The 20,889-nt window shown below is 52.6% G+C and carries 16 protein-coding genes and 3 tRNA genes; 13 read left to right on the top strand and 6 right to left on the bottom strand.

The annotated features are described in order from the left end of the window. Nucleotides 1–4 precede the first annotated feature (4 nt). Both K0I63_RS13065 and K0I63_RS13060 read right to left on the bottom strand, forming a co-directional pair. Complete coding sequence (locus K0I63_RS13065) at nucleotides 5–2,116, bottom strand: MtrB/PioB family decaheme-associated outer membrane protein (protein WP_220081314.1); 2,112 nt, start codon at nucleotides 2,114–2,116, stop codon at nucleotides 5–7. Nucleotides 2,117–2,131: 15 nt separating this feature from the next. Continuing rightward, nucleotides 2,132–3,100: a DmsE family decaheme c-type cytochrome gene (locus K0I63_RS13060; protein WP_220081313.1), complete on the bottom strand. Its 969-nt coding sequence runs from the start codon at nucleotides 3,098–3,100 to the stop codon at nucleotides 2,132–2,134. A 393-nt stretch (nucleotides 3,101–3,493) separates the two neighbouring features. Here K0I63_RS13060 and K0I63_RS13055 point away from each other — a divergent pair, with 393 nt between their 5' ends. The 3 genes from K0I63_RS13055 (at nucleotide 3,494) to glnS (ending at nucleotide 7,896) form a co-directional block, all read left to right on the top strand. After that, nucleotides 3,494–3,733: a FeoA family protein gene (locus tag K0I63_RS13055; RefSeq protein WP_011866315.1), complete on the top strand. Its 240-nt coding sequence runs from the start codon at nucleotides 3,494–3,496 to the stop codon at nucleotides 3,731–3,733. Then, nucleotides 3,726–6,020, top strand: a complete 2,295-nt coding sequence (gene feoB / locus K0I63_RS13050) for a Fe(2+) transporter permease subunit FeoB (RefSeq protein ID WP_220081312.1) — start codon at nucleotides 3,726–3,728, stop codon at nucleotides 6,018–6,020. Before K0I63_RS13055 ends, feoB begins: the two co-directional genes overlap by 8 nt. A 205-nt stretch (nucleotides 6,021–6,225) precedes the next feature. After that, nucleotides 6,226–7,896 (top strand): glutamine--tRNA ligase, encoded by a 1,671-nt coding sequence (gene glnS / locus K0I63_RS13045; RefSeq protein WP_144200479.1) that lies wholly within the window; start codon nucleotides 6,226–6,228, stop codon nucleotides 7,894–7,896. Nucleotides 7,897–7,983: 87 nt separating this feature from the next. Here glnS and K0I63_RS13040 read toward each other — a convergent pair whose 3' ends face one another. Then, entirely contained in the window at nucleotides 7,984–8,580 is a 597-nt protein-coding gene (locus tag K0I63_RS13040) for a Yip1 family protein (RefSeq protein ID WP_011866312.1), read from the bottom strand. A gap of 250 nt (nucleotides 8,581–8,830) precedes the next feature. Between K0I63_RS13040 and miaE the strand changes: the two genes are divergently transcribed. Further along, the gene (miaE, locus tag K0I63_RS13035; protein WP_220081311.1) at nucleotides 8,831–9,601 is read left to right on the top strand and encodes a tRNA isopentenyl-2-thiomethyl-A-37 hydroxylase MiaE; all 771 of its coding nucleotides are present in this window, start codon (nucleotides 8,831–8,833) and stop codon (nucleotides 9,599–9,601) included. 73 nt (nucleotides 9,602–9,674) lie between these two features. Here miaE and K0I63_RS13030 read toward each other — a convergent pair whose 3' ends face one another. Beyond that, entirely contained in the window at nucleotides 9,675–10,403 is a 729-nt protein-coding gene (locus tag K0I63_RS13030) for a UDP-2,3-diacylglucosamine diphosphatase (protein WP_220081310.1), read from the bottom strand. Between the two features lie 18 nt (nucleotides 10,404–10,421). After that, nucleotides 10,422–10,916 (bottom strand): peptidylprolyl isomerase, encoded by a 495-nt coding sequence (locus K0I63_RS13025; RefSeq protein WP_220081309.1) that lies wholly within the window; start codon nucleotides 10,914–10,916, stop codon nucleotides 10,422–10,424. Nucleotides 10,917–11,180: 264 nt separating this feature from the next. On the opposite strand from K0I63_RS13025, the gene cysS reads away from it, so the two are divergent. Then, on the top strand, nucleotides 11,181–12,560 hold the full coding sequence (cysS, locus tag K0I63_RS13020) for a cysteine--tRNA ligase (RefSeq protein ID WP_220081308.1): 1,380 nt from the start codon (nucleotides 11,181–11,183) through the stop codon (nucleotides 12,558–12,560). Between the two features lie 159 nt (nucleotides 12,561–12,719). Here cysS and folD read toward each other — a convergent pair whose 3' ends face one another. Then, complete coding sequence (folD, locus tag K0I63_RS13015) at nucleotides 12,720–13,574, bottom strand: bifunctional methylenetetrahydrofolate dehydrogenase/methenyltetrahydrofolate cyclohydrolase FolD (protein WP_011866307.1); 855 nt, start codon at nucleotides 13,572–13,574, stop codon at nucleotides 12,720–12,722. A gap of 347 nt (nucleotides 13,575–13,921) precedes the next feature. Here folD and K0I63_RS13010 point away from each other — a divergent pair. The 8 genes from K0I63_RS13010 (at nucleotide 13,922) to K0I63_RS12975 (ending at nucleotide 20,862) form a co-directional block, all read left to right on the top strand. Continuing rightward, a tRNA-Pro gene (locus tag K0I63_RS13010) sits at nucleotides 13,922–13,998 on the top strand. Between the two features lie 64 nt (nucleotides 13,999–14,062). Further along, nucleotides 14,063–14,139, top strand: a tRNA-Arg gene (locus K0I63_RS13005). Between the two features lie 8 nt (nucleotides 14,140–14,147). Further along, nucleotides 14,148–14,223: transfer RNA gene (locus tag K0I63_RS13000), tRNA-His, on the top strand. A 252-nt stretch (nucleotides 14,224–14,475) separates the two neighbouring features. Then, nucleotides 14,476–15,780, top strand: coding sequence for a trigger factor (tig, locus tag K0I63_RS12995; protein ID WP_220081307.1), 1,305 nt, complete (start codon nucleotides 14,476–14,478; stop codon nucleotides 15,778–15,780). Nucleotides 15,781–15,869: 89 nt separating this feature from the next. Then, the gene (clpP, locus tag K0I63_RS12990) at nucleotides 15,870–16,481 is read left to right on the top strand and encodes an ATP-dependent Clp endopeptidase proteolytic subunit ClpP (protein ID WP_011866305.1); all 612 of its coding nucleotides are present in this window, start codon (nucleotides 15,870–15,872) and stop codon (nucleotides 16,479–16,481) included. Between the two features lie 84 nt (nucleotides 16,482–16,565). Next, complete coding sequence (clpX, locus tag K0I63_RS12985) at nucleotides 16,566–17,846, top strand: ATP-dependent protease ATP-binding subunit ClpX (protein WP_011866304.1); 1,281 nt, start codon at nucleotides 16,566–16,568, stop codon at nucleotides 17,844–17,846. Between the two features lie 126 nt (nucleotides 17,847–17,972). Continuing rightward, on the top strand, nucleotides 17,973–20,330 hold the full coding sequence (lon, locus tag K0I63_RS12980) for an endopeptidase La (protein WP_220081306.1): 2,358 nt from the start codon (nucleotides 17,973–17,975) through the stop codon (nucleotides 20,328–20,330). A gap of 259 nt (nucleotides 20,331–20,589) precedes the next feature. Beyond that, nucleotides 20,590–20,862, top strand: a complete 273-nt coding sequence (locus K0I63_RS12975) for an HU family DNA-binding protein (RefSeq protein WP_011866302.1) — start codon at nucleotides 20,590–20,592, stop codon at nucleotides 20,860–20,862. Nucleotides 20,863–20,889 lie beyond the last annotated feature (27 nt).

Genomic DNA, 20,889 nt, shown 5'->3' with positions numbered 1-20,889 from the left:
TGAGTTACAGCTGGTAACTCAGGGTCACTCCAAAGTAGTGGGCGTTGTAATCATGGCTGAGGTCACCGAAGGTCAAGACGTTGGGGATGCTGTCTGGCATCAGCTTGTCGTTGGCCCAGTCGGCGTCTTGGTACTGCTCGAAGATCCAATCCAGCCGCAGCCCCAGGCTCTCGCTGAGATTAAAGTCGGCGAAGGCGTTGAGATTGTGCCTGGTGGCGTAATAGCTGCCGTATGGGCTGTGCAGACCCTGGCTGACCTCAGTGTCGCTCTGGCCGTCGCTATAGCTGTAGTTGAGGCCTAGTCGCAGACGGTTCTCCATCAGGGCGTCGTAATCGAACCCGGCACCGATAAGGGTCGCCTTATCCTTGGTGGTGGCAAACCAGTTGGGACTACCGAAGTTGTTGCTGCCCGCCTGATCGCTGTCGCGCCAGTCCTGATTGACGAAGGCGCTGAGGTTAATCTGCTCATTCAGGGCATAGTTGGCGGAGAGATCATAACCCTGGCTATCGACCTGGGTCAGGCCTATCTGGGTGTCTGTGTAGTCATCCTGCATCAGGTGCAGGTTGAGCATGGCGCTGAGCGACTCGCCGTTAAAACTGGTGTAGAGGCCATAACGCTGGCGCTCACGATCGGCCAGATAGCTGCGCCTTAAAAGCGGGCTGTTGGGGCGATTGCTTACGCTCGAGCCCAGATATTCGCTGCCGCCGCGATCCTCAAACTCGGCCTTGAGCCAGGCTTGCCATTGGGAGGAGAGTCGATAGTGGAGCTTGGCCGTAACATCTGATGTCTGAAGGCTGTCGCGGTCGAGGGCGTTGTAGTTGTTGTGCTCATACTGGTATTGCAGATCCAGATAGAGGCTGCGGGTAAAGCGGTACTTGGCCCCCAGATTCGCCTGTTGACGGGTTCGGTCATAGGCCTGATTAAGCTTATCGCCGCTGTAGTAGCTGTCGGTAATGATCTGCGGGTAACTCAAGATCTCAGACTTGTTGTCGCGATCGCGATAATCGTAGCCGGCCCTGAGGCTGAGCTCTGGGGTGAGACGCCCGAGATACTTAAGCTTCATCTCCAGCAGATCCACCTGGCCGTCGAGATTGGTCGCAGGCAGCATGGGGGAAGGGCCGTTGATGGTGGCCGGCAGATAGGCCTGATCTTGGGTCATGCGGCTAAAACCCAGATGCATCAGCACCTGCTGACTCGGGGCGGAGAATTGGCTGTGAGCCGCCACGCGATAGGCCTTGTTATCGGGCGCTACAGCGCTCTGGCCATAATAGGCGGCGCCAAAGGTGGGACTGAACGCCGATTGCCAGTGCAGGGCATTGATATCGTTCTTGTAATGACTGAGCTCGGCATCTATGCCGGTCAGCCACTGATCGCCGCGAAAGTAAAGTTTGCCTTCGATGCGATCGCTCTTGTCGTCGACGCGCTCGGCCAGCATGGTGCTATTGGTGAGCAGATTGGCGCTGGCACGGCGATTGCCCTGCCGCTGCTCATGTTGGTAGCCGAGGCTGGCTTCGTAGAAGCTGCCGGTATAGGCGGCGTCGAGACGGTAGCGGTCACGGGTGATCTTAAGCTCACTCGCCATCAGGCTATCGTTTAGGCTGCTCATCTGATCGGTTGTGGCGGCGCTCTGCCATTGGCTGGGGAGCTGCCAACTAGCGGCCGCTAGCCGATAGGGGGTTAGCGCCGCGTTGTTGTCGAAGCGGGCAAAGCCTTGATAACTGGCGGCTATCTCGTACTTGCCCTTGCGCCCCGTGGTTAGGCTGGCCGAGCCGGCGTCGTAGCCTAGGCGGTCTGACTTAAATTGGGTCTGGTAGCCAGAGGCCTTCTTGTGGGTCAGGTCTGCCTCCAGGCTCGCCACGGCGCCATCTGTGTCTGTGCCCGTGGTGTTGCCGAAACGGCTATCGCCGCCGTCGTTATAGGCGACGCCGACGCCTATCTCGCCAGTGGTTGCATCTTTGACCTCACAGCGTTGGCATTTCCAGGCATCCATCTTCACCGAGCTGCGGTTGGCGGAGGCGAGATCGTACCCCTGGGCCGATGCCAGGCTGCTGAGGATAGAGAGGGTCAGCAGGCTGAGTGGCCAAGCGCGTGTTTGAGTCCCTTTAAGTCTGTTCATCGCTATGCTCCCTCATTAACGTTGCAGTAGTTTGCCCGATGGATGGTTAGAGCCATGCACCTGGTTGTGGCAGTTGAGGCAGCTTTGGCCGCCGTTGAAGGCATTAGGGCTGTTGGCAAATACCGGATTGGCGGCGTGACCGTCGCTGGCGTGGCACTGCTGGCAAAGCTGAGGGGGCTTGGCGATCAACATGGCCTCGTTGACCGTGCCGTGGGGATTATGACAGTTGGCGCAGTTGTCGGTGACCGGTGCATGCTCCCACAGCTTAGGCCCACGTTTCTCGGCGTGGCAGGCGTAGCAGTTGTCGTTGATGCTCATCTGTTTTAGGCTGGCCTCGCCCAGACCACCGTGGGGATTGTGACAGTCGCTACAGACCATCTGTTGCCACTTGAGTGGGTGGCTGCTGCGCTTGTGCAGGTCGGCCTTTTGTTGGGTATGACATGTGGTGCAGACGGCGACCTCCTGGCTCTTATCGCTAATGGGGTCGTGACCCGTGTGTACCTGGTGACAATCGCTACAGGCGACATCGGCATTGTCGTGATGATTGCCGCTCCAGCCCATGCGCTGGTCGTCGTTATGGCAGCTCATGCAGACGCTGTTTTGTTTCTCTGCTGGCACGGGTGAGTTGGCGCCGAAGGTGATCATAGGCTCCTTGCCGCCACGATTATGTTTGCCCATGGGGCCGTGGCAGGCTTCGCACTGCAGGTCGGCCATGGGGGAGCCTTTTACCTGGGGATTGCCATGCACGCCGTCAAATAGCGCCATGACGGTTTGGTTCTTGCGATGGCACATGAGGCAGCTATCGGCGCCTTTGGGGGAGTATTGACCTTCGGCGAATTTGCTATCGAGGATCTTCTCCACCTCGTCGGCGGGCATCTCATCCCAGGGGGTTGCCTGAGCGAGCAAACTAAAGAGAGGGTATAGCGCGAGTAGGGCCGTTAGCCTAAGGGCACGCAGCCAAGTCGATTCCTTTTTCATCATCATCCATCCAAGCACAGTGTGGCGTTTAGTTGTTATCTTTATGAATTACTAATTTACCAAAGCTAAATAATAGGCAAGATTTGTGACGAATGTGTAAATTTTGTGGCGATAAATAATGGGTAAAAATGAAGTATTTGAGCGAATTAGCACTTTACGTGATCTGGATCACGTTGCGTTCGTAAGTTGGGACGTAGAATTGCTCGCTAATGAAAATGGTTCTCATTTGATAATCTCGTTTACTGATTGAGATATCTGTCACATAATATAAAATACAATTGAAAATTATTATCGTTTCCAATCATAAATATTGATCTAGATAAAGTTATTGGAAGCCTTGCTCCGTTAGAATCTGGTGTAGTTCAGATTTATCGAGACCTGAAAAGGTAGAGTTGCAATATGAAATTAAGCGAATTAAAGCCTGGCGATAGTGCAGTGATCTCCGAGGTTGGCCAGATTAGCCTGCCTGCGGTGGTGAAACGCAAGCTTTTATCCATGGGGATAACCCCCAACACCTCTCTGACCCTGTTACGACGTGCCCCACTGGGCTCGGGATTAGAGTTGGCCATTCGTGGCAGTAAGTTATGCATGCGTAAGGACCTGGCTGAAGTAATTGAGGTGGAGCTGGCTCATGGCTAAACAATTTCATTGTGTGACCGTTGGTAACCCTAACGCGGGCAAGTCAACACTCTTTAACGCGCTAACCGGTGCTAACCAGCAGGTGGGTAACTGGTCTGGAGTGACGGTAGAGAAGAAGACAGGGGCCTTTACCCTGAACGATACCCAGGTGCTGCTGACGGATCTGCCTGGTATTTACGACTTACTGCCAGCCGGTAGCAGCTGCGATTGCTCTCTCGACGAACAGATTGCCCAGCAATACCTGGCCGAGGCGCAGATGGATGGCATCATCAACCTGGTCGATGCCACCAACATCGAGCGTCACCTGTATCTGACGGTGCAGCTGCGCGAGCTTGGCATTCCTATGGTGGTAGTGATCAACAAGATTGATGCGGCCAAGGCCCATGGGATCGAGGTCGATGTCGACAAGATGAGTCAGCAGCTAGGCTGCCCAGTGATCGCCGTCTGCTCTCGCGATATGAATGATATCAAGCAGGTACAGGCCCAGGTGGTCGACCTGTTAGATGGTAAGGTGTCCGAGGCGCCTCTGGTTCTGGACTACGATGTTGAGATTGAGGCGGGTATCAAGGCGCTGTTTGAGCGTGATAGCCAGCTGAGTCGTGGCCGCGCCCTGGCGATGATGGGTAACGGTCTTGGCTGTGGCCAGTGCAAGAATGGTCAGATGTTGTCTGAGGTGTCCCAGTGCTCCGAGCGTTTAGCGGCCCAGGGCAAGGATATCGAGATCATGGTGGCCACCACACGTTTCGATTTCGTGCAGCAGGTCTTTAACCAATCGGTGAAAGACAGCGACCAGCTTACCCTGAGCGACCGTCTCGATAAGCTGGTGTTACATCCCATCGCAGGTGTCCCGGTATTCTTGTTTGTGATGTACCTGATGTTTATGTTCAGTATCAATGTCGGTAGCGCCTTTATCGACTTCTTCGACATCACGGCCGGCGCCCTGTTTGTCGATCATCTCGGCGCACTGATGACCAATATCGGTGCCCCAGCCTGGTTGGTGACCATAGTTGCCGGTGGTATGGGCCAGGGTATTCAAACTGTAGCCACCTTTATCCCCGTTATCGCCGCGCTATTCCTGGCACTCTCGGTGCTGGAAGGCTCGGGTTACATGGCGCGCGCCGCCTTCGTGGTCGATGGCCTGATGCGTCGTATCGGTCTGCCGGGTAAGGCGTTTGTGCCTATGATCGTCGGTTTTGGCTGCTCGGTACCTGCCATTATGGCGACCCGTACCTTAGGCAGCGAGCGTGAGCGTATCGTGACAGGTATGATGGCACCCTTCATGTCTTGTGGTGCACGTCTGCCGGTTTATGCCCTGTTTGCCGCGGCCTTCTTCCCCGAGTCGGGTCAGAACCTGGTATTCCTGCTCTATATCATAGGCGTGTTAGCCGCGGTAGGAACGGGCTTGTTGCTACGTTCAACCTTGCTTCCCGGCAGCAGCAGTGCCGTGGTGATGGAACTGCCTAACTACGAGAAGCCGAAGCTTAAGGCGGTGATGGCCAGAACCGGCAAGCGCACCAAGAGCTTTATTCTGGGCGCAGGCAAGACAATCGTTATCGTGGTGACCCTGCTTAACTTCATCAACGCTATCGGCGTCGATGGCAGCTTCGGCCACGAGGACAGCTCTGAGTCTGTGCTGAGTGTGGCGAGCCAGAAGGTCACGCCGCTCTTCTCGCCAATGGGCATAGAGCAGGATAACTGGCCGGCAACTGTGGGTATCATCACAGGTATCTTCGCCAAAGAAGCCGTAGTCGGCACCCTGAACAGCCTCTACTCGACCGCGAGCGGTGAAGATGAAGCCTTGGCGCCACTGTCTGAGAGCTTTAGCGAGGCCTTGGCGACCATCCCTGAGAACCTGTTTGGCATCGCACCTGAAGATCCGCTATCTATCTCGGTTGGTGATATTCAGACCATTGAGACGGCTTCGAGTGAGCTGGATGTCGATACCTCGACTTTCAGTGCGCTGCAGAGTGGTTTCAGTGGCGTGACGGCAGCCTTTGCCTACCTGCTGTTTATCCTGCTCTATACGCCGTGTGTGGCGGCCATGGGCGCTCTAGTGGGTGAGTTTGGCCCTCGCTGGGCAACCTTTGCGGCAACCTGGACCCTGGGCCTGGCCTATGGCACAGCGACCGTCTTCTATCAGGCGATGACCTTTGCGGCGCACCCGTTGCAGTCTGGCCTGTGGATTGCCTTCTTCCTAGTTGCGCTGGTGGTCTTCTACCTCTGGTTAAAGCGCAAGGGACAGCGTGCTCAGACTATCATTCCGGTGATCAATGTGGTGACCGAGTAGATTTAAGCCAGATGTAAAACAGCTTGTTAAACCGAGAAAAGCAGCGATAAGTCGCTGCTTTTCTGTTTTTGCGCTAAATCATGGCAGTTTTTGCGATTTGGCCGTTGTAACGAAGCGAAATCTGTAGGAATATGCAGGTTTTCTCCCATTAGTCTCGAGCGGCACCTGTGCGCCCGATGAAATAGAGTTCGCAAAGAGGATTTCCATGAGTCATGTGGACACCGAAGTACGTCCAAGTAACTTCATTCGTAACATCATAGATGAAGATTTAGAGAGCGGTAAGCACACCCGTGTGCACACTCGTTTTCCGCCCGAGCCAAACGGCTATCTTCATATCGGTCACGCAAAATCGATCTGTTTGAACTTCGGTTTGGCGCAGGACTACAAGGGGCTATGTAACTTACGTTTTGATGATACCAACCCTGAGAAAGAGGATATCGATTACGTTAACTCTATTCAGGCCGACGTACATTGGTTAGGTTTCCAATGGGATGGTGAGATCCGTTATTCGTCGAACTATTTCGATCAGCTGCACCAATACGCGGTAGAACTTATCAACAAGGGACTGGCTTATGTCTGTTTCCTCAATGGTGAGCAGACCCGTGAATACCGTGGCACCCTGAAAGAGCCGGGTAAGAACAGTCCATATCGCGATACCTCTGTCGAAGAAAACCTTGAGCTGTTCGAGAAGATGCGCAAGGGCGAATTCAAAGAGGGCGAATGTGCACTCAGGGCCAAGATCGATATGGCGTCACCTTTCATGTGTATGCGCGACCCTGTGATCTATCGTATCCGTTTCGCCCATCACCATCAGACAGGCGACAAGTGGTGCATCTACCCTATGTATGATTTCACCCACTGTATTTCCGATGCGCTGGAAGATATCACCCATTCGCTCTGTACGCTGGAGTTCCAGGATAACCGCCGTCTGTATGACTGGGTGCTGGATAACCTGGACGATTTCCAGGCGCCAAACCGTACCCGTCAATATGAGTTCTCTCGCCTGAATCTGGAATACACCCTGATGTCTAAGCGTAAGCTTAACGACCTTGTGGTGCGTGGTCTGGTATCAGGATGGGACGACCCGCGTATGCCGACCATCGCCGGTCTGCGTCGTCGTGGCTACACGCCAGCGGCGATTCGTGAGTTCTGCCGTCGTATCGGTGTGACTAAGCAAGAGAACATGGTCGAAGTGAGCATGCTTGACGCCTGTATCCGTGAAGAGCTGAACGAGCACGCGCCTCGCGCCATGGCGGTGATCAACCCGGTTAAGGTGATCATCGAAAACTACCCAGAAGGCCAGGTAGAGAAGCTATCTGCACCGGCGCACCCGACTATCGAGTCTATGGGCGAGCGCGAGCTGGTCTTCGGCCGCGAACTCTATATCGATGCCGACGATTTCCGTGAAGAGGCCAACAAGAAGTACAAGCGCCTTATTCAGGGCAAAGAGGTGCGTTTGCGTAACGCTTATGTGATCAAGGCCGAGCGCTGCGATAAAGATGAGGCGGGCAATGTGACCACCATCTATTGTACCTATGACGATCAGACCCTGGGTAAGAACCCAGCCGATGGTCGCAAGGTGAAAGGGGTGATCCACTGGGTTGAGGCCACAAGTGCCGTACCAGCAGAGTTCCGTCTATATGACAGACTCTTCAATCAGCCGAATCCGGCGGCCGCCGAGACGGTTGATGAGGTGCTAAACCCTGAGTCTCTGGTAGTTAAGCATGGTTTGGTCGAGCCTGGCCTGGTTAATGCTGAGGCCGAGAAGGCCTATCAGTTCGAGCGCGAAGGTTACTTCTGCGCCGATAGCAAAGACTCATCGCCTGAGCATCTGGTGTTTAACCTGACGGTTGCCCTGCGAGACTCTTCTAACTAAGTGAATGCTTGGTATTAAACTTGATATTAAAAAAAGGCTTTAGGTGAACCCTAAAGCCTTTTTTGTATCTTGCGTTAGCTAAGTCTTCTATTGGTACATGGGGCCTAGGCCGAAGCTCCAAAGGATGACGCTCGAGGCCATCAGCGCGACCAATAGCACCAGGCCTGCTGTGACTACCGAACTGGCATAGATGAAGCCTTTCTCTTCCGGGATATTCATGATGATTGGTACCCCGGTGTAGAGCAGGTACACAGAGTAGGTCAGTCCCACCAATCCAACGACCATCATGAACCAGAGCGCAGGATAGAGCGCCGCCAGGCCGACCATAAAGAGTGGCGTTGCGGTATAGGCTGCCAGCTCGATCGCCTGTGTGTAGCTAGGCTGAGCATCGAAGGTCTTTGCCATCCAATAGGCCAGATAGGCCAGGGCGAAGACGCCGGCAATCAGGCCGAAATACATGCTGATGGACATCATCATGGCGCTTTGCTTGGTGAGGAAGAGGGGATCGGATACCCCTAGGTTCCAGCCGAACATGGTGGAGGCAAGATAGGTACAGACGGCCGGTATGAGGGCGATTAGCATGACATGGCTAAGACTGCTTCTCAGCGCTTCGTGGTTTTTCTCAATTGTGTGCCACTCTTCTTTCGGATGAGTGTATAACCCCATTAAGTGATTCAATATCATTATAATTATCCTTGTTCAGCTTTCATATTGTGCTCGCCAAACTTCAGACGAACCCGCATTGCCTGTTGGTCTGCTACCCAATAGACCTCAGGCTCCCAAACAGCCCTGTGAGGACTGACATAGTTTATTTATTGAACATAAACTTAGACTAGTCAAGCTAACTTTCATCTGTTAGGCAGATGGACCTGCCTAAGGCCATCTTTTAAGGGTAGAATAGTCGGCGTCTGTCCGTTTAACCCTCGAGTGTGTGATGCAAGCCCTATTAGCCCCGATAAAGCAGTTCCTACAATGTGAAACCCCTGATGAGTGGATAGCGCTCGCTAGCCAGCCGGAGCAGCTTGCTGCGCTGCTTATCGATCACTGTAACTGTGAGCTGAAGGCGGCGCAGACGGCGATGTTCTTGATCCGTAAGTATGCGGTGGATAAGGCGAGTGGCGATCAGCTACTCCAGTGGGCCAAGCCTTATGAGGAGTTCGTCTATAACAAGTCGCGGGATATCGATGCCTTTCTGGCGCGGGATGTAAAAAAGAATGAGCTGGTGGGTGAGTTGACCGCGAAGGATGGGGTCGATTACGGCCCGGATCTTATCGCCAAGATGGTGCGCCTGATAAAAGAGGAGTTTCACCATTTTGAGCAGGTGCTGGAGATCATGCAGGCACGGGGCATACCCTATCAAAATCTCACGGCCGGCCGCTATGCCAAGGGGATGATGCGCGCGGTGCGCACCCATGAGCCGGCTACCCTGGTGGATAAGCTGATCGTAGGCGCCTTTATCGAGGCTCGCTCCTGTGAGCGTTTCGCCAAGCTGGCGCCTTATCTTGATGAGGGCCTGAGTAAGTTCTACGTGTCGCTGCTGCGCTCAGAGGCGCGTCACTATCAAGATTATCTGGTGCTGGCCCAGGCGATATCGCCTGAGAATATCGATGAACGTGTGACCCACTTTGCCAAGCTGGAGGCGGAACTAATCAGCGCGCCAGACACTGAATTTAAGTTTCACTCGGGAAGGCCTGAGACCTGTTGATACGGGAAAAGTTTAACAGACCTTAGTTAGTGCGTACTGTAAACTAACGGGGGATCAGGCTGTTTCGGCTGGCCTATGCCTCTGTTTCACCAAAGGGAAGGTTCTGCAGGTTCACTTCCTTGGGGCTGATCTTCAATACGCTGCCTTGCTCATACCAGTCGCCCACCACAATACGCTGAGTGTCGTTGGCGAGCCGATGAATGTCTGGTCTGTGGGTATGACCATGGATCATGCGCTTAGCCCCAGTCTCAGCCATCAATTGCTCAACCGCGCTCTGCTCCACATCCATGATGCTATAGCTTTTAAGCTGATTGCTCTGCTTACTCTTGCTGCGCAGCTTGTCGGCGATGGCGATGCGTTTCGACTTAGGCAGGTGATTGTAGATAAACTTGGCCCAGGCCATGTTTCTAAAGCGGCGGAATCTCTGATAGGCCTTATCCAGGGTGCACAGGCTATCGCCGTGGAGCAACACGCTGGGCTCACCATAGAGATCGATGCTATAAACCTCAGGCAGCAGCTTCATGCCTGAGCGCTTGGCGTACTCTTTACCCAGCAGGAAGTCGCGGTTGCCATGGATAAAATAGATGGGCGTATGGGTCGAGAATCGCTTTAAGCGCTCGGCAAGCTCCAGGGCAAAAGGCTCGGCGATATCATCGCCCACCCAGACTTCAAACAGATCACCCAGGATATAGAGGGCGTCGCAATGGTTGGCATCTTGGTCAAGAAATTGATGGAAGGCGTTTAGGATATCGGGGCGATCGGCACTGAGGTGCAGATCGCCCACAAACAGGGTGTAGTTCAACGAGTGTCGGCCCTGTGATTATGCTTCGACGGTTACGCTATCGATGACCACGGCTTCTAGCGGTACGTCTTGATGCATGCCGCGGTTGCCGGTGGCAACGGCCTTGATCTGGTTAACCACATCCATGCCTTCGGTGACTTTACCGAATACACAATAACCCCAGCCTTGTACCGACTCAGATTTGAAGTCGAGGAAGGTGTTGTCGTTGATATTGATGAAGAACTGCGCGGTGGCCGAATGTGGATCTGAGGTGCGGGCCATAGCTATAGTGCCGACCAGGTTAGACAGACCATTGTTGGCTTCGTTTTCGATCGCTTCGTTGCAACGCTTTTGCGACATATCTTCGGTGAATCCGCCGCCTTGGATCATGAAACCATCGATAACGCGGTGAAAGATGGTGCCATCATAAAAGCCGTCTTTCGCATACTTGATGAAGTTAGCGACGGTTGCAGGGGCTTTTTCGGCATCGAGTTCGAGTTTAATAACACCGTGGTTGGTTTGCATTGTGATCATATGACTGTATCTCATCATGGTTACTTATTCAGATAGCGCCAGATTCTAGCCTATTAACCAAGGCGCATAAAGGGATGACGTGACTTTTCTCCCCGGGAGCATGCTTAGCCGCGCGATAAACTCGCGCATTTTGCCCTGTCTGGCCCAGAGAATGTGCGGGGGCACAAAAAACGCTTTAGATTCACGCAATCACGCTGGAAGCGGCCGTTTGCAGGTGGTAGACTGAGCGGCCTATTTGTTGTCAATTATCTGTAGAGAATATCAATGTTGAAGCTATACAACAGTCTTACCCGCCAAAAAGAGGAATTTAAGCCAATACAGCCAGGTAAAGTCGGCATGTATGTCTGCGGGGTTACCATTTATGATTTGTGTCATATTGGTCATGGACGTACGTTTGTTGCTTTTGACATGATCGTCAGATACCTGAGATATATCGGCTACGATGTTAATTTCCACCGTAACATCACAGATGTCGACGATAAGATCATCAAGCGCGCCACCGAGAATGGCGAGAGCTGCGACGCCCTTACCGAGCGTCTGACCCAAGAGATGTATCACGACTTCGACGCGCTGAACATGAAGCGCCCCGATTTTGAGCCTCGTGCGACTCAGCATATGCCTGAGATCATCGAGATGGTCGAGCGCCTACTGGAGCGCGACCATGCCTATATCGCCGACAATGGCGATGTGCTCTTCAGCGTTGCGTCCTTCCCTGAATATGGTCGTCTGTCAGGTCAGAACCTGGATCAACTTCAGGCAGGTGCCCGCGTAGAAGTGGACGAGAACAAGCGCGATCCAATGGATTTCGTGCTGTGGAAGATGTCTAAGCCGGGCGAGCCAACGTGGGATTCGCCATGGGGCCCTGGTCGTCCAGGCTGGCATATCGAATGTTCGGCGATGAACAGCAAGCATCTGGGTGAGCATTTCGATATTCATGGCGGCGGTTCTGATCTGCAGTTCCCTCACCATGAAAATGAGATCGCTCAGTCATGCTGCGCCCACGACACCCCGTATGTGAACTACTGGATGCATACCGGCATGGTGATGGTGGACAAGGAGAAGATGTCCAAGTCGCTCAATAACTTTTTCACCATTCGCGACGTGCTCGCGCATTACGATGCCTCGACCGTGCGTTACTTCCTGCTGTCTGGTCACTACCGCAGCCAGCTAAACTACTCGGAAGATAACCTAAAGCAGGCTAAGGCGGCGCTCGAGCGTCTCTACACCGCGCTGAAGGGACTGGATCTGAGCGTCGAGGCTGCGCCAGCAAGCGAGTATGTGGCTAAGTTTAAAGAGGCTATGGACGATGACTTCAATACGCCTGAGGCCTACTCAGTGCTGTTTGACATGGCCCGTGAGATCAACCGTCTAAAAGTTGATGACCTGGTGGCGGCTTCCGCCCTGGGCGTTAGCATGAAGCAGTTGGGTGACGTGTTGGGGATCCTAGAGCAGGATGTCGATGGCTTCTTTAAGGGCGAGGGCAGCGATGATGAGGTGGCGCAGATCGAAGCCTTGATCGTCGAGCGTAACCGTGCCCGCGCCGAGAAGGATTGGGCCGCGGCCGATGTGGCGCGTGATGGCCTCAATGCCCTTGGGGTGATCCTTGAAGATGGCCCGGAAGGAACGACCTGGCGTAAGAAGTAAGGCGTTATGACGTTTTCCATCACTTAATAGAGTGACACGCGTAAAAAAGCCTGCATATTGCAGGCTTTTTTGTATCTGTCGCTAGCTAATCAAGTCAGACGGCTAATACTTGCGGGCATTTAGTCGTCGACGTTAGTCGAGATAGCTTAGTCAAGATAGCTAGTCGTGATAGTTTTCCGCGGCGTACAGGGTGTTTTCCAGCAGGCTGGCGATGGTCATAGGACCGACACCGCCCGGTACTGGCGTGATATGGCTGGCGTGCTCGGCGGCCACATCATATTGCACATCACCTACTAGCTGACCGCTCTCTAAGCGGTTGATGCCCACGTCGATAACGATGGCGCCCGGTTTAATCCATTCGCCAGGAATAAAGTTCGGCTTACCCACGGCGACGATCAGTAGATCGGCGCGGCGCACCTTGTCTTCAAGGTCGCGAGTGAAGCGATGGCAGGTAGTCGTGGTGCAGCCGGCTAATAGCAGCTCTAGCGTCATCGGGCGGCCGACGATATTAGAGGCGCCAACGACCACTGCGTCCAGACCATAGGTGTCTACGCCGGTGGACTTGATAAGTGTCATGATCCCCATTGGCGTGCAAGAGCGCAGTACCGGGATGCGCTGAGCCAGACGACCCACATTATAAGGATGGAAACCGTCGACATCTTTATCCGGGCGAATACGCTCGATCACCTTCGACTCTTCGATATGATCCGGTAGTGGCAGTTGAACCAAGATACCGTCGATGCTCGGGTCTTCGTTGCACTTGTCGATCAGGGCCAGCAGATCGGCTTCCGAGGTTTCGGTCGGCAGGTCAAACGACTGTGATAGGAAGCCAACCTCTTCACAGGCGCGGCGCTTACTGCCGACATAGACCTGAGAGGCGGGATCGGCTCCCACTAAGATAACGGCTAATCCCGGAACACGTTTTCCGGCCTCTTTGCGGGCGGTTACTTTGGCACTCAGTTGTTTTCGAATGGATTGAGCAATCGCTTTGCCATCGATTATTTGTGCTGTCATGGGGGGTGGATTTCCTTAATATGGCGCGATAATAAAAAATCGGCGACATTTTAACAGGGGGGGCGGAAACTGTCATTGACTTAGCTCGATAACAGTCAGTTCTAATATATGAATAATGTCGGCGAGGGCCACGATATGTCTAGCTAGTCTAAATAAGGCTATTTAGGGGAATGAAATTGATTAATTGCTTGGATATTTGCGCGAATTGCTTAATAAAGTTGCGGATAGCTGCTTAAATAGTCAGGCGCGTCGGCGTTGCAAAAAAATCGTTGACGCTAACCATATGAGGGGATAATATGCGCTCCGTTCTCGACGACACCCAGAGTATGGTCGAGCAGTAAAATTCTCGGTGATTAGCGCAGTCCGGTAGCGCATCTGGTTTGGGACCAGAGGGTCAGAGGTTCGAATCCTCTATCACCGACCAAATTTTTTAAATAACGTGGAGACGTTATTTGCCCTGTTAGGATATGAACCAAGTTCATAACGACGCGCCCGTAGCTCAGTTGGATAGAGCATCCGCCTTCTAAGCGGATGGCCGCAGGTTCGAATCCTGCCGGGCGTACCAAATCAGTGGTGATTGTAGCTCAGTTGGTAGAGCCCCGGATTGTGATTCCGGTTGTCGTGGGTTCAAGTCCCATCAGTCACCCCACTTCTTTCGAAGAAAATAAAAAAAGCGACCTCTGGTCGCTTTTTTTACGCCCGTAATTAGAGCTTTGAGGCTCGACTATGCCGAAAACCGTGGCTATAATGTCGCGTCTTGATAAATTTCAACTATGTGCGACGACTGCCAAACCCAGTTACCAAGGCATTTTAGTCGTTTTTTTAGATCAAGAAACGAATACCTTAATAGTTGATGATTCGGCTATTACAAAAGACGTTTGACATATTTCGAGGTAAAACAATGCAAGTTTCTGTAGAAACAACACAAGGTTTAGAGCGCCGCCTAACTATCTCTGTTCCTGCTGAGCAGATTGAAAAAGCCGTTTCTGATAGTTTGAAAAATGAAGCTAAGCGTGCACGTATTCCTGGTTTCCGTCCAGGCAAGGTACCTGTAAGCGTGATCAACAAGCGTTATGGTAAAGCGATTCGTCAAGAGATCACTGGCGAAGTGATGCAACGTAACTTCGTTGAAGCCATCATCGCAGAGAAATTGAACCCAGCCGGTGCACCAACTTTCGTTCCTGGTGAAACCGACGCTGAAAACTTCCAGTTTGTTGCTACCTTCGAAATCTACCCAGAAGTAGAACTAAAAGGCCTAGATGCGATTGAAGTTGAGCAACCAACTGCCGAAGTTACCGATGCAGACGTTGATGCAATGATCGAAACGCTGCGTAAGCAACACGCTACGTTCGAAGCAGTTGAGCGTGAAGCTGCCGAAGGCGACAAGGCGAAGATCGACTTCGTTGGTTCTATCGACGGTGAAGAGTTCGAAGGCGGCAAGGCTGAAGATTTCGAACTTCAACTAGGTAGCGGCCGTATGATCCCAGGTTTCGAGTCTGGTGTTGAAGGTCACAAAGCCGGTGAAGCATTCGATATCGACGTGACTTTCCCAGAAGACTACCACGCAGAAAACCTGAAGGGTAAAGTAGCCAAGTTCGCTATCACTCTGAAAGAAGTACAAGCGGCTAACCTGCCAGAAGTGAACGACGAGTTCGCTAAGCTGTTCGGCGTTGCCGATGGCGGCCTGGAAGCGCTGAAAGTTGAGATCCGTAAGAACATGAGCCGTGAGCTTGAGCAAGCGCTTAAAGCTAACGTCAAAGATCAGGTCCTAAACGGTCTGCTTGAGCAAAACGAAATCGACCTGCCTAAGGCACTAATCGATGGCGAAGTTAACGTCCTGCGTCAACAAGCTATGCAGCGTTTCGGCAACCAAGCCGCTAACATGCCTGAGCTACCAGCTGACCTGTTCACCGAGCAAGCCGAGCGCCGCGTAAAAGTGGGTCTGCTACTTGGCGAAGTGATCAAGACTAACGAGCTGAAAGCTGACGACGAGCGTGTTCAAGCGCTGATCGCTTCTATGGCTTCTGCCTACGAAGATCCACAGGAAGTTATTGAATATTACAATAACAACCAAGAGATGATGCAGAACATGCGTAACGTTGCGCTAGAAGAGCAAGCTGTTGAAGCACTGCTGAAAACTGCCAAGGTTACCGAGAAAGCAGTTCAATTCGAAGAATTTATGAACAAGGCTACCGGTCGCGCGTAACCTATGCTTGACTTAAATGGCTGTTAGCCATTTATAATGGCTCGTATGAGGCTCCTCATGCGGGCCGTTTTTATTTAGGGAAGTTAATAATGCAAAATGCGCCAGAATCAGTACTGAATGCACTTGTGCCTATGGTCGTTGAACAAACTGCCAAAGGGGAACGTTCATATGATATTTATTCTCGTCTGCTCAAAGAGAGGGTGATCTTTCTCGTTGGTCAGGTTGAAGAGCATATGGCTAACCTGATTGTGGCTCAGCTACTGTTCCTCGAGTCTGAGAGCCCAGATAAAGATATCTATCTTTATATTAACTCTCCTGGTGGCTCGGTCACTGCGGGGATGGCGATTTATGATACCATGCAGTTTATTAAGCCAAATGTCAGCACAGTCTGCATCGGTCAGGCCGCCAGTATGGGCGCCTTCCTGCTTGCCGGTGGTGCCAAGGGTAAGCGTCACTGTCTGCCTAACTCACGTGTGATGATCCATCAGCCATTGGGTGGCTTCCAGGGCCAGGCCTCTGATATCGCGATTCACGCGCAAGAGATCTTGGGCATTAAGAACAAGCTGAACCAGATGCTTGCCGACCATACAGGCCAGCCGCTGGAAGTGATCGAGCGCGATACGGATCGTGACAATTTCATGAGTGCAACCGAGGCCGCAGAGTACGGATTGGTTGACTCTGTGCTCGATAAACGAGGCTGATATTTGTCGCTTGCTGAGCTATGATCAGTAAAAGGCGTAAGAGAAGAATTGTGCAGTGAGTGAAACTGCAAAAGAGGTAAACTAATGGGCGACAACAAAAGTAACGGTGATAGCGGGAAACTGCTGTACTGCTCTTTTTGTGGAAAGAGTCAGCATGAGGTTCGTAAGCTCATCGCCGGCCCTTCTGTGTATGTATGTGACGAGTGTGTAGAGCTTTGCAACGATATTATCCGTGAAGAGATCCGTGAGATATCGCCAAAGCAAGATCAAGATAGATTACCTACGCCACATGAGCTCAGAGCGCATCTTGATGACTATGTCATAGGTCAAGAGAAGGCTAAGAAAGTCTTATCTGTTGCTGTATATAACCACTATAAGCGTTTAAAAAATGCCACCCCTAAAGATGGTGTCGAGCTGGGTAAGAGTAACATCTTGCTGATCGGCCCAACCGGTAGTGGTAAGACGCTGCTTGCCGAGACCTTAGCTCGGTTCTTGAATGTGCCTTTTACCATGGCCGATGCCACCACTCTGACCGAAGCCGGTTATGTGGGTGAGGATGTCGAGAACATCATTCAGAAGCTGCTGCAGAAGTGCGACTACGATGTCGAGAAGGCCCAGCGCGGTATCGTCTATATCGATGAGATCGATAAGATCAGCCGCAAGTCAGATAACCCATCGATCACCCGCGACGTGTCCGGTGAAGGCGTGCAGCAGGCGCTGCTTAAGCTGATCGAAGGCACTGTGGCTGCCGTACCGCCCCAAGGCGGACGTAAGCATCCTCAGCAGGAGTTCTTGCAGGTCGATACCTCTAAGATCCTCTTCATCTGTGGCGGCGCCTTTGCGGGCCTAGAGAAGGTGATCGAGCAGCGCTCTCATGTCGGTACCGGCATAGGTTTCGGCGCCGAGGTGAAAGGCGAGGCCGATAAGGCCACTATCTCTGACGTATTGCTGCAGGTTGAGCCTGAAGATCTGGTGAAATATGGTTTGATCCCTGAGTTCATCGGTCGTCTGCCTGTACTGGCTACCCTGGCCGAGCTGGATGAAGCGGCGCTGATTCAGATCCTGTCTGAGCCAAAGAATGCGCTGACTAAGCAGTTTGCCGCCCTGTTCGAGATGGAAGGGGTTGAGCTTGAGTTCAGAGAAGATGCGCTCAAGGCGATTGCCCTCAAGGCAATGGATCGTAAGACAGGTGCTCGCGGTCTGCGTTCAATCGTCGAAGGCATTCTACTGGACATCATGTATGACCTGCCATCAACCGAGAACGTGGCCAAGGTGGTTATCGATGAGTCAGTGGTTAAGGGCGAGTCCGCTCCTATCCTCATCTACGAAGCCAATGAGACGCAAGCCGCGGTGGCTGAACAATAATTCGGCTAACGTGAAGCGAAATAAACATAAAGGAGTCCACTGGGCTCCTTTTTTTATATTTGCCATTGAAACCCACTGAAACACCCCAATATACTCATTAATATTGTTACCAAACGGAATCGAGCTATGACCTTAGAGCGTGAAGCGCGAATCGAACTCCCGGTACTGCCATTGAGAGACGTGGTGGTTTACCCCCATATGGTTATTCCCCTGTTTGTCGGTCGGGAAAAATCTATTCGCTGCCTGGAAGCGGCGATGGAGCAAGATAAGCAGATTATATTAGTGGCCCAGCGCGATGCTGAATTAGATGAGCCGACCAGCGATGATATCTTCGAGGTCGGAACCGTTGCCTCTATCTTACAATTGCTCAAACTGCCTGACGGCACTGTGAAGGTGCTGGTCGAAGGTGGCCAACGTGCCCGTATCGACAAGTACACTCAAGAAACCGAATTTTTTGTGGCGACCGCCCAGTACCTCGAATCGGAAGAACTTGCCGATAAGGAAGAGGAAGTATTGGTGCGCTCGGCCATCGGTCAGTTCGAAGGTTATATCAAGCTAAACAAGAAGATCCCGCCCGAGGTACTGACCTCACTGTCGGGGATCGATGAAGCCGCGCGCCTTGCCGACACCATGGCGGCCCATATGCCACTTAAGCTTGAAGATAAGCAGGCGGTACTCGAGATGGTTAACGTCTCCGAGCGCCTTGAATATCTGATGGCCATGATGGAGTCGGAGATCGATCTGCTACAGGTGGAGAAGCGCATTCGCTCTCGCGTCAAGAAACAGATGGAGAAGAGCCAGCGCGAGTACTACCTCAACGAGCAGATGAAGGCGATTCAGAAGGAGCTTGGGGATATCGACGAGTCTCACGACGAGTTTGAGACCCTGACCCGTAAGATTGAAGAAGCCGGCATGCCGAGCGAGGCCAAAGAGAAGGCTACCGCCGAGCTCAACAAGCTGAAGATGATGTCGCCTATGTCCGCCGAGGCCACAGTAGTGCGCAGCTATGTGGATTGGATGATCTCTGTGCCCTGGAAGCAGCGCTCTAAGATCAAGCGCGACCTCGCCAAGGCCCAGGATGTGCTGGACACAGACCATTATGGTCTGGAAAAGGTTAAAGAGCGCATCTTAGAGTATCTGGCGGTCCAGAGCCGTGTTAAACAGCTCAAGGGACCTATCCTGTGTCTCGTGGGGCCACCGGGTGTGGGTAAGACCTCGCTGGGACAATCTATCGCCAAGGCAACCGGCCGTAAGTATGTGCGCGTAGCGCTTGGCGGCGTGCGAGATGAGGCGGAGATCCGTGGTCATCGCCGTACCTATATCGGCTCAATGCCGGGCAAGGTGATCCAGAAGATGTCTAAGGTTGGCGTGAAGAACCCGCTCTTCCTGCTTGATGAGATCGATAAGATGAGCAGCGACATGCGTGGTGACCCGGCGTCGGCGCTGCTTGAGGTGTTAGACCCTGAGCAGAATGCGACCTTTAGCGATCACTACCTGGAAGTCGATTACGATCTGAGCGATGTGATGTTCGTGGCGACCTCTAACTCGATGAACATTCCAGGCCCGCTACTTGACCGTATGGAAGTGATTCGTCTGTCGGGTTACACCGAAGATGAGAAGCTCAACATCGCTAAGCAGCATCTGTTGCCTAAACAGATAGAGCGTAACGGCCTCAAGGTCAGCGAAGTCAACGTCGATGAGAGCGCCATTATTGGCATCATTCGCTACTACACCCGCGAAGCAGGTGTGCGTGCGCTTGAGCGCGAACTGTCTAAGATCTGCCGTAAGGTCGTTAAACAAATCCTGCTGGACAAGTCGGTGAAGCATGTGGATGTCAATCAAGACAACCTCAAGTCTTTCCTCGGCGTGCAGCGCTTCGACTATGGCAAGGCCGAGTCGAACAACCAGATTGGCCAGGTGACAGGCCTAGCCTGGACCGAAGTAGGGGGCGATCTGTTGACCATAGAGGCCACCTCTGTGCCGGGTAAGGGCAAGCTGACCTACACTGGCTCATTAGGTGACGTGATGCAGGAGTCGATTCAGGCGGCCATGACAGTGGTACGTGCCCGGGCCGAGCAGCTGGGCATCAACCCAGATTTTTACGAGAAGCGTGACATTCACGTGCACGTGCCCGAGGGAGCTACACCGAAAGACGGTCCTTCTGCCGGCGCGGCCATGTGTACCGCCCTGGTCTCTAGCCTCACAGGTAACCCGGTGCGCGCCGATGTGGCCATGACGGGTGAGATCACCCTGCGCGGTGAGGTCTTGCCAATCGGCGGCCTGAAAGAGAAGCTGCTGGCGGCCCATCGCGGCGGTACTAAGCTTGTGCTGATCCCTAAGGAGAACGAGCGTGATCTTGAGGAAATTCCGGCCAATGTGGTGGCCGACCTTGAGATCAGACCCGTACGTTGGGTGGATGAGGTGCTTAAGCTGGCGCTAGAACGACCAATCGAAGGCTTTGAAGTTGTTAAAAATTTGGTCTAACGCAAGAAAATGCCTATTTGCATTAAAAAAAATGCAAAAAGGGGCTTTTTAAAATCTAAACCTGTGGTAGCCTAGGTCTGTGGATAGCATTTTAGCTGCAGCCCTTGGCGCTGCTGGTTTTTAGGCTTATTCCAATTTTATTTCTTAGGTTTTCCTATTTGGCTTGAACTTTAGTTTCAAGCTTGTTATAAAAAGCCTCCGCAGACCGCTCTAGAGAAGGATTTGGTTGCGGCGCAAAAATTAAATTCAAGGGGATGACATGAACAAATCTGAACTAATCGAGAAAATCGCTTCTGGTGCTGATATCTCTAAAGCGGCCGCTGGTCGTGCTCTAGATTCTTTTATTTCTGCTGTGACTGATGGCTTAAAAGATGGCGATAAAATCTCTCTAGTTGGTTTTGGTACTTTTGAAGTGCGTCAACGCGCAGAGCGTACTGGTCGCAACCCACAGACTGGTAAAGAGATCAAGATTGCTGCAGCAAACATTCCAGCATTCAAGGCCGGTAAAGCACTTAAAGACGCTGTAAACTAAGACACACTTAGTTAAGGTGGCCTTTGT

The sequence above is a fragment of the Shewanella rhizosphaerae genome, assembly GCF_019457655.1.
GTDB lineage: Bacteria > Pseudomonadota > Gammaproteobacteria > Enterobacterales > Shewanellaceae > Shewanella > Shewanella loihica.
Note: the sequence above shows the minus strand (reverse complement) of the source record. Positions and strands in the feature narration are given on the sequence as shown.

Coding starts and splice junctions, on each gene's coding strand:
- K0I63_RS13065 (WP_220081314.1), bottom strand. CDS start 2,116: ATGAACAGACTTAAAGGGACTCAAACACGCGCTTGGCCACTCAGCCTG.
- K0I63_RS13060 (WP_220081313.1), bottom strand. CDS start 3,100: ATGATGATGAAAAAGGAATCGACTTGGCTGCGTGCCCTTAGGCTAACG.
- K0I63_RS13055 (WP_011866315.1), top strand. CDS start 3,494: ATGAAATTAAGCGAATTAAAGCCTGGCGATAGTGCAGTGATCTCCGAG.
- feoB (WP_220081312.1), top strand. CDS start 3,726: ATGGCTAAACAATTTCATTGTGTGACCGTTGGTAACCCTAACGCGGGC.
- glnS (WP_144200479.1), top strand. CDS start 6,226: ATGAGTCATGTGGACACCGAAGTACGTCCAAGTAACTTCATTCGTAAC.
- K0I63_RS13040 (WP_011866312.1), bottom strand. CDS start 8,580: ATGATATTGAATCACTTAATGGGGTTATACACTCATCCGAAAGAAGAG.
- miaE (WP_220081311.1), top strand. CDS start 8,831: ATGCAAGCCCTATTAGCCCCGATAAAGCAGTTCCTACAATGTGAAACC.
- K0I63_RS13025 (WP_220081309.1), bottom strand. CDS start 10,916: ATGATCACAATGCAAACCAACCACGGTGTTATTAAACTCGAACTCGAT.
- cysS (WP_220081308.1), top strand. CDS start 11,181: ATGTTGAAGCTATACAACAGTCTTACCCGCCAAAAAGAGGAATTTAAG.
- folD (WP_011866307.1), bottom strand. CDS start 13,574: ATGACAGCACAAATAATCGATGGCAAAGCGATTGCTCAATCCATTCGA.
- tig (WP_220081307.1), top strand. CDS start 14,476: ATGCAAGTTTCTGTAGAAACAACACAAGGTTTAGAGCGCCGCCTAACT.
- clpP (WP_011866305.1), top strand. CDS start 15,870: ATGCAAAATGCGCCAGAATCAGTACTGAATGCACTTGTGCCTATGGTC.
- clpX (WP_011866304.1), top strand. CDS start 16,566: ATGGGCGACAACAAAAGTAACGGTGATAGCGGGAAACTGCTGTACTGC.
- lon (WP_220081306.1), top strand. CDS start 17,973: ATGACCTTAGAGCGTGAAGCGCGAATCGAACTCCCGGTACTGCCATTG.
- K0I63_RS12975 (WP_011866302.1), top strand. CDS start 20,590: ATGAACAAATCTGAACTAATCGAGAAAATCGCTTCTGGTGCTGATATC.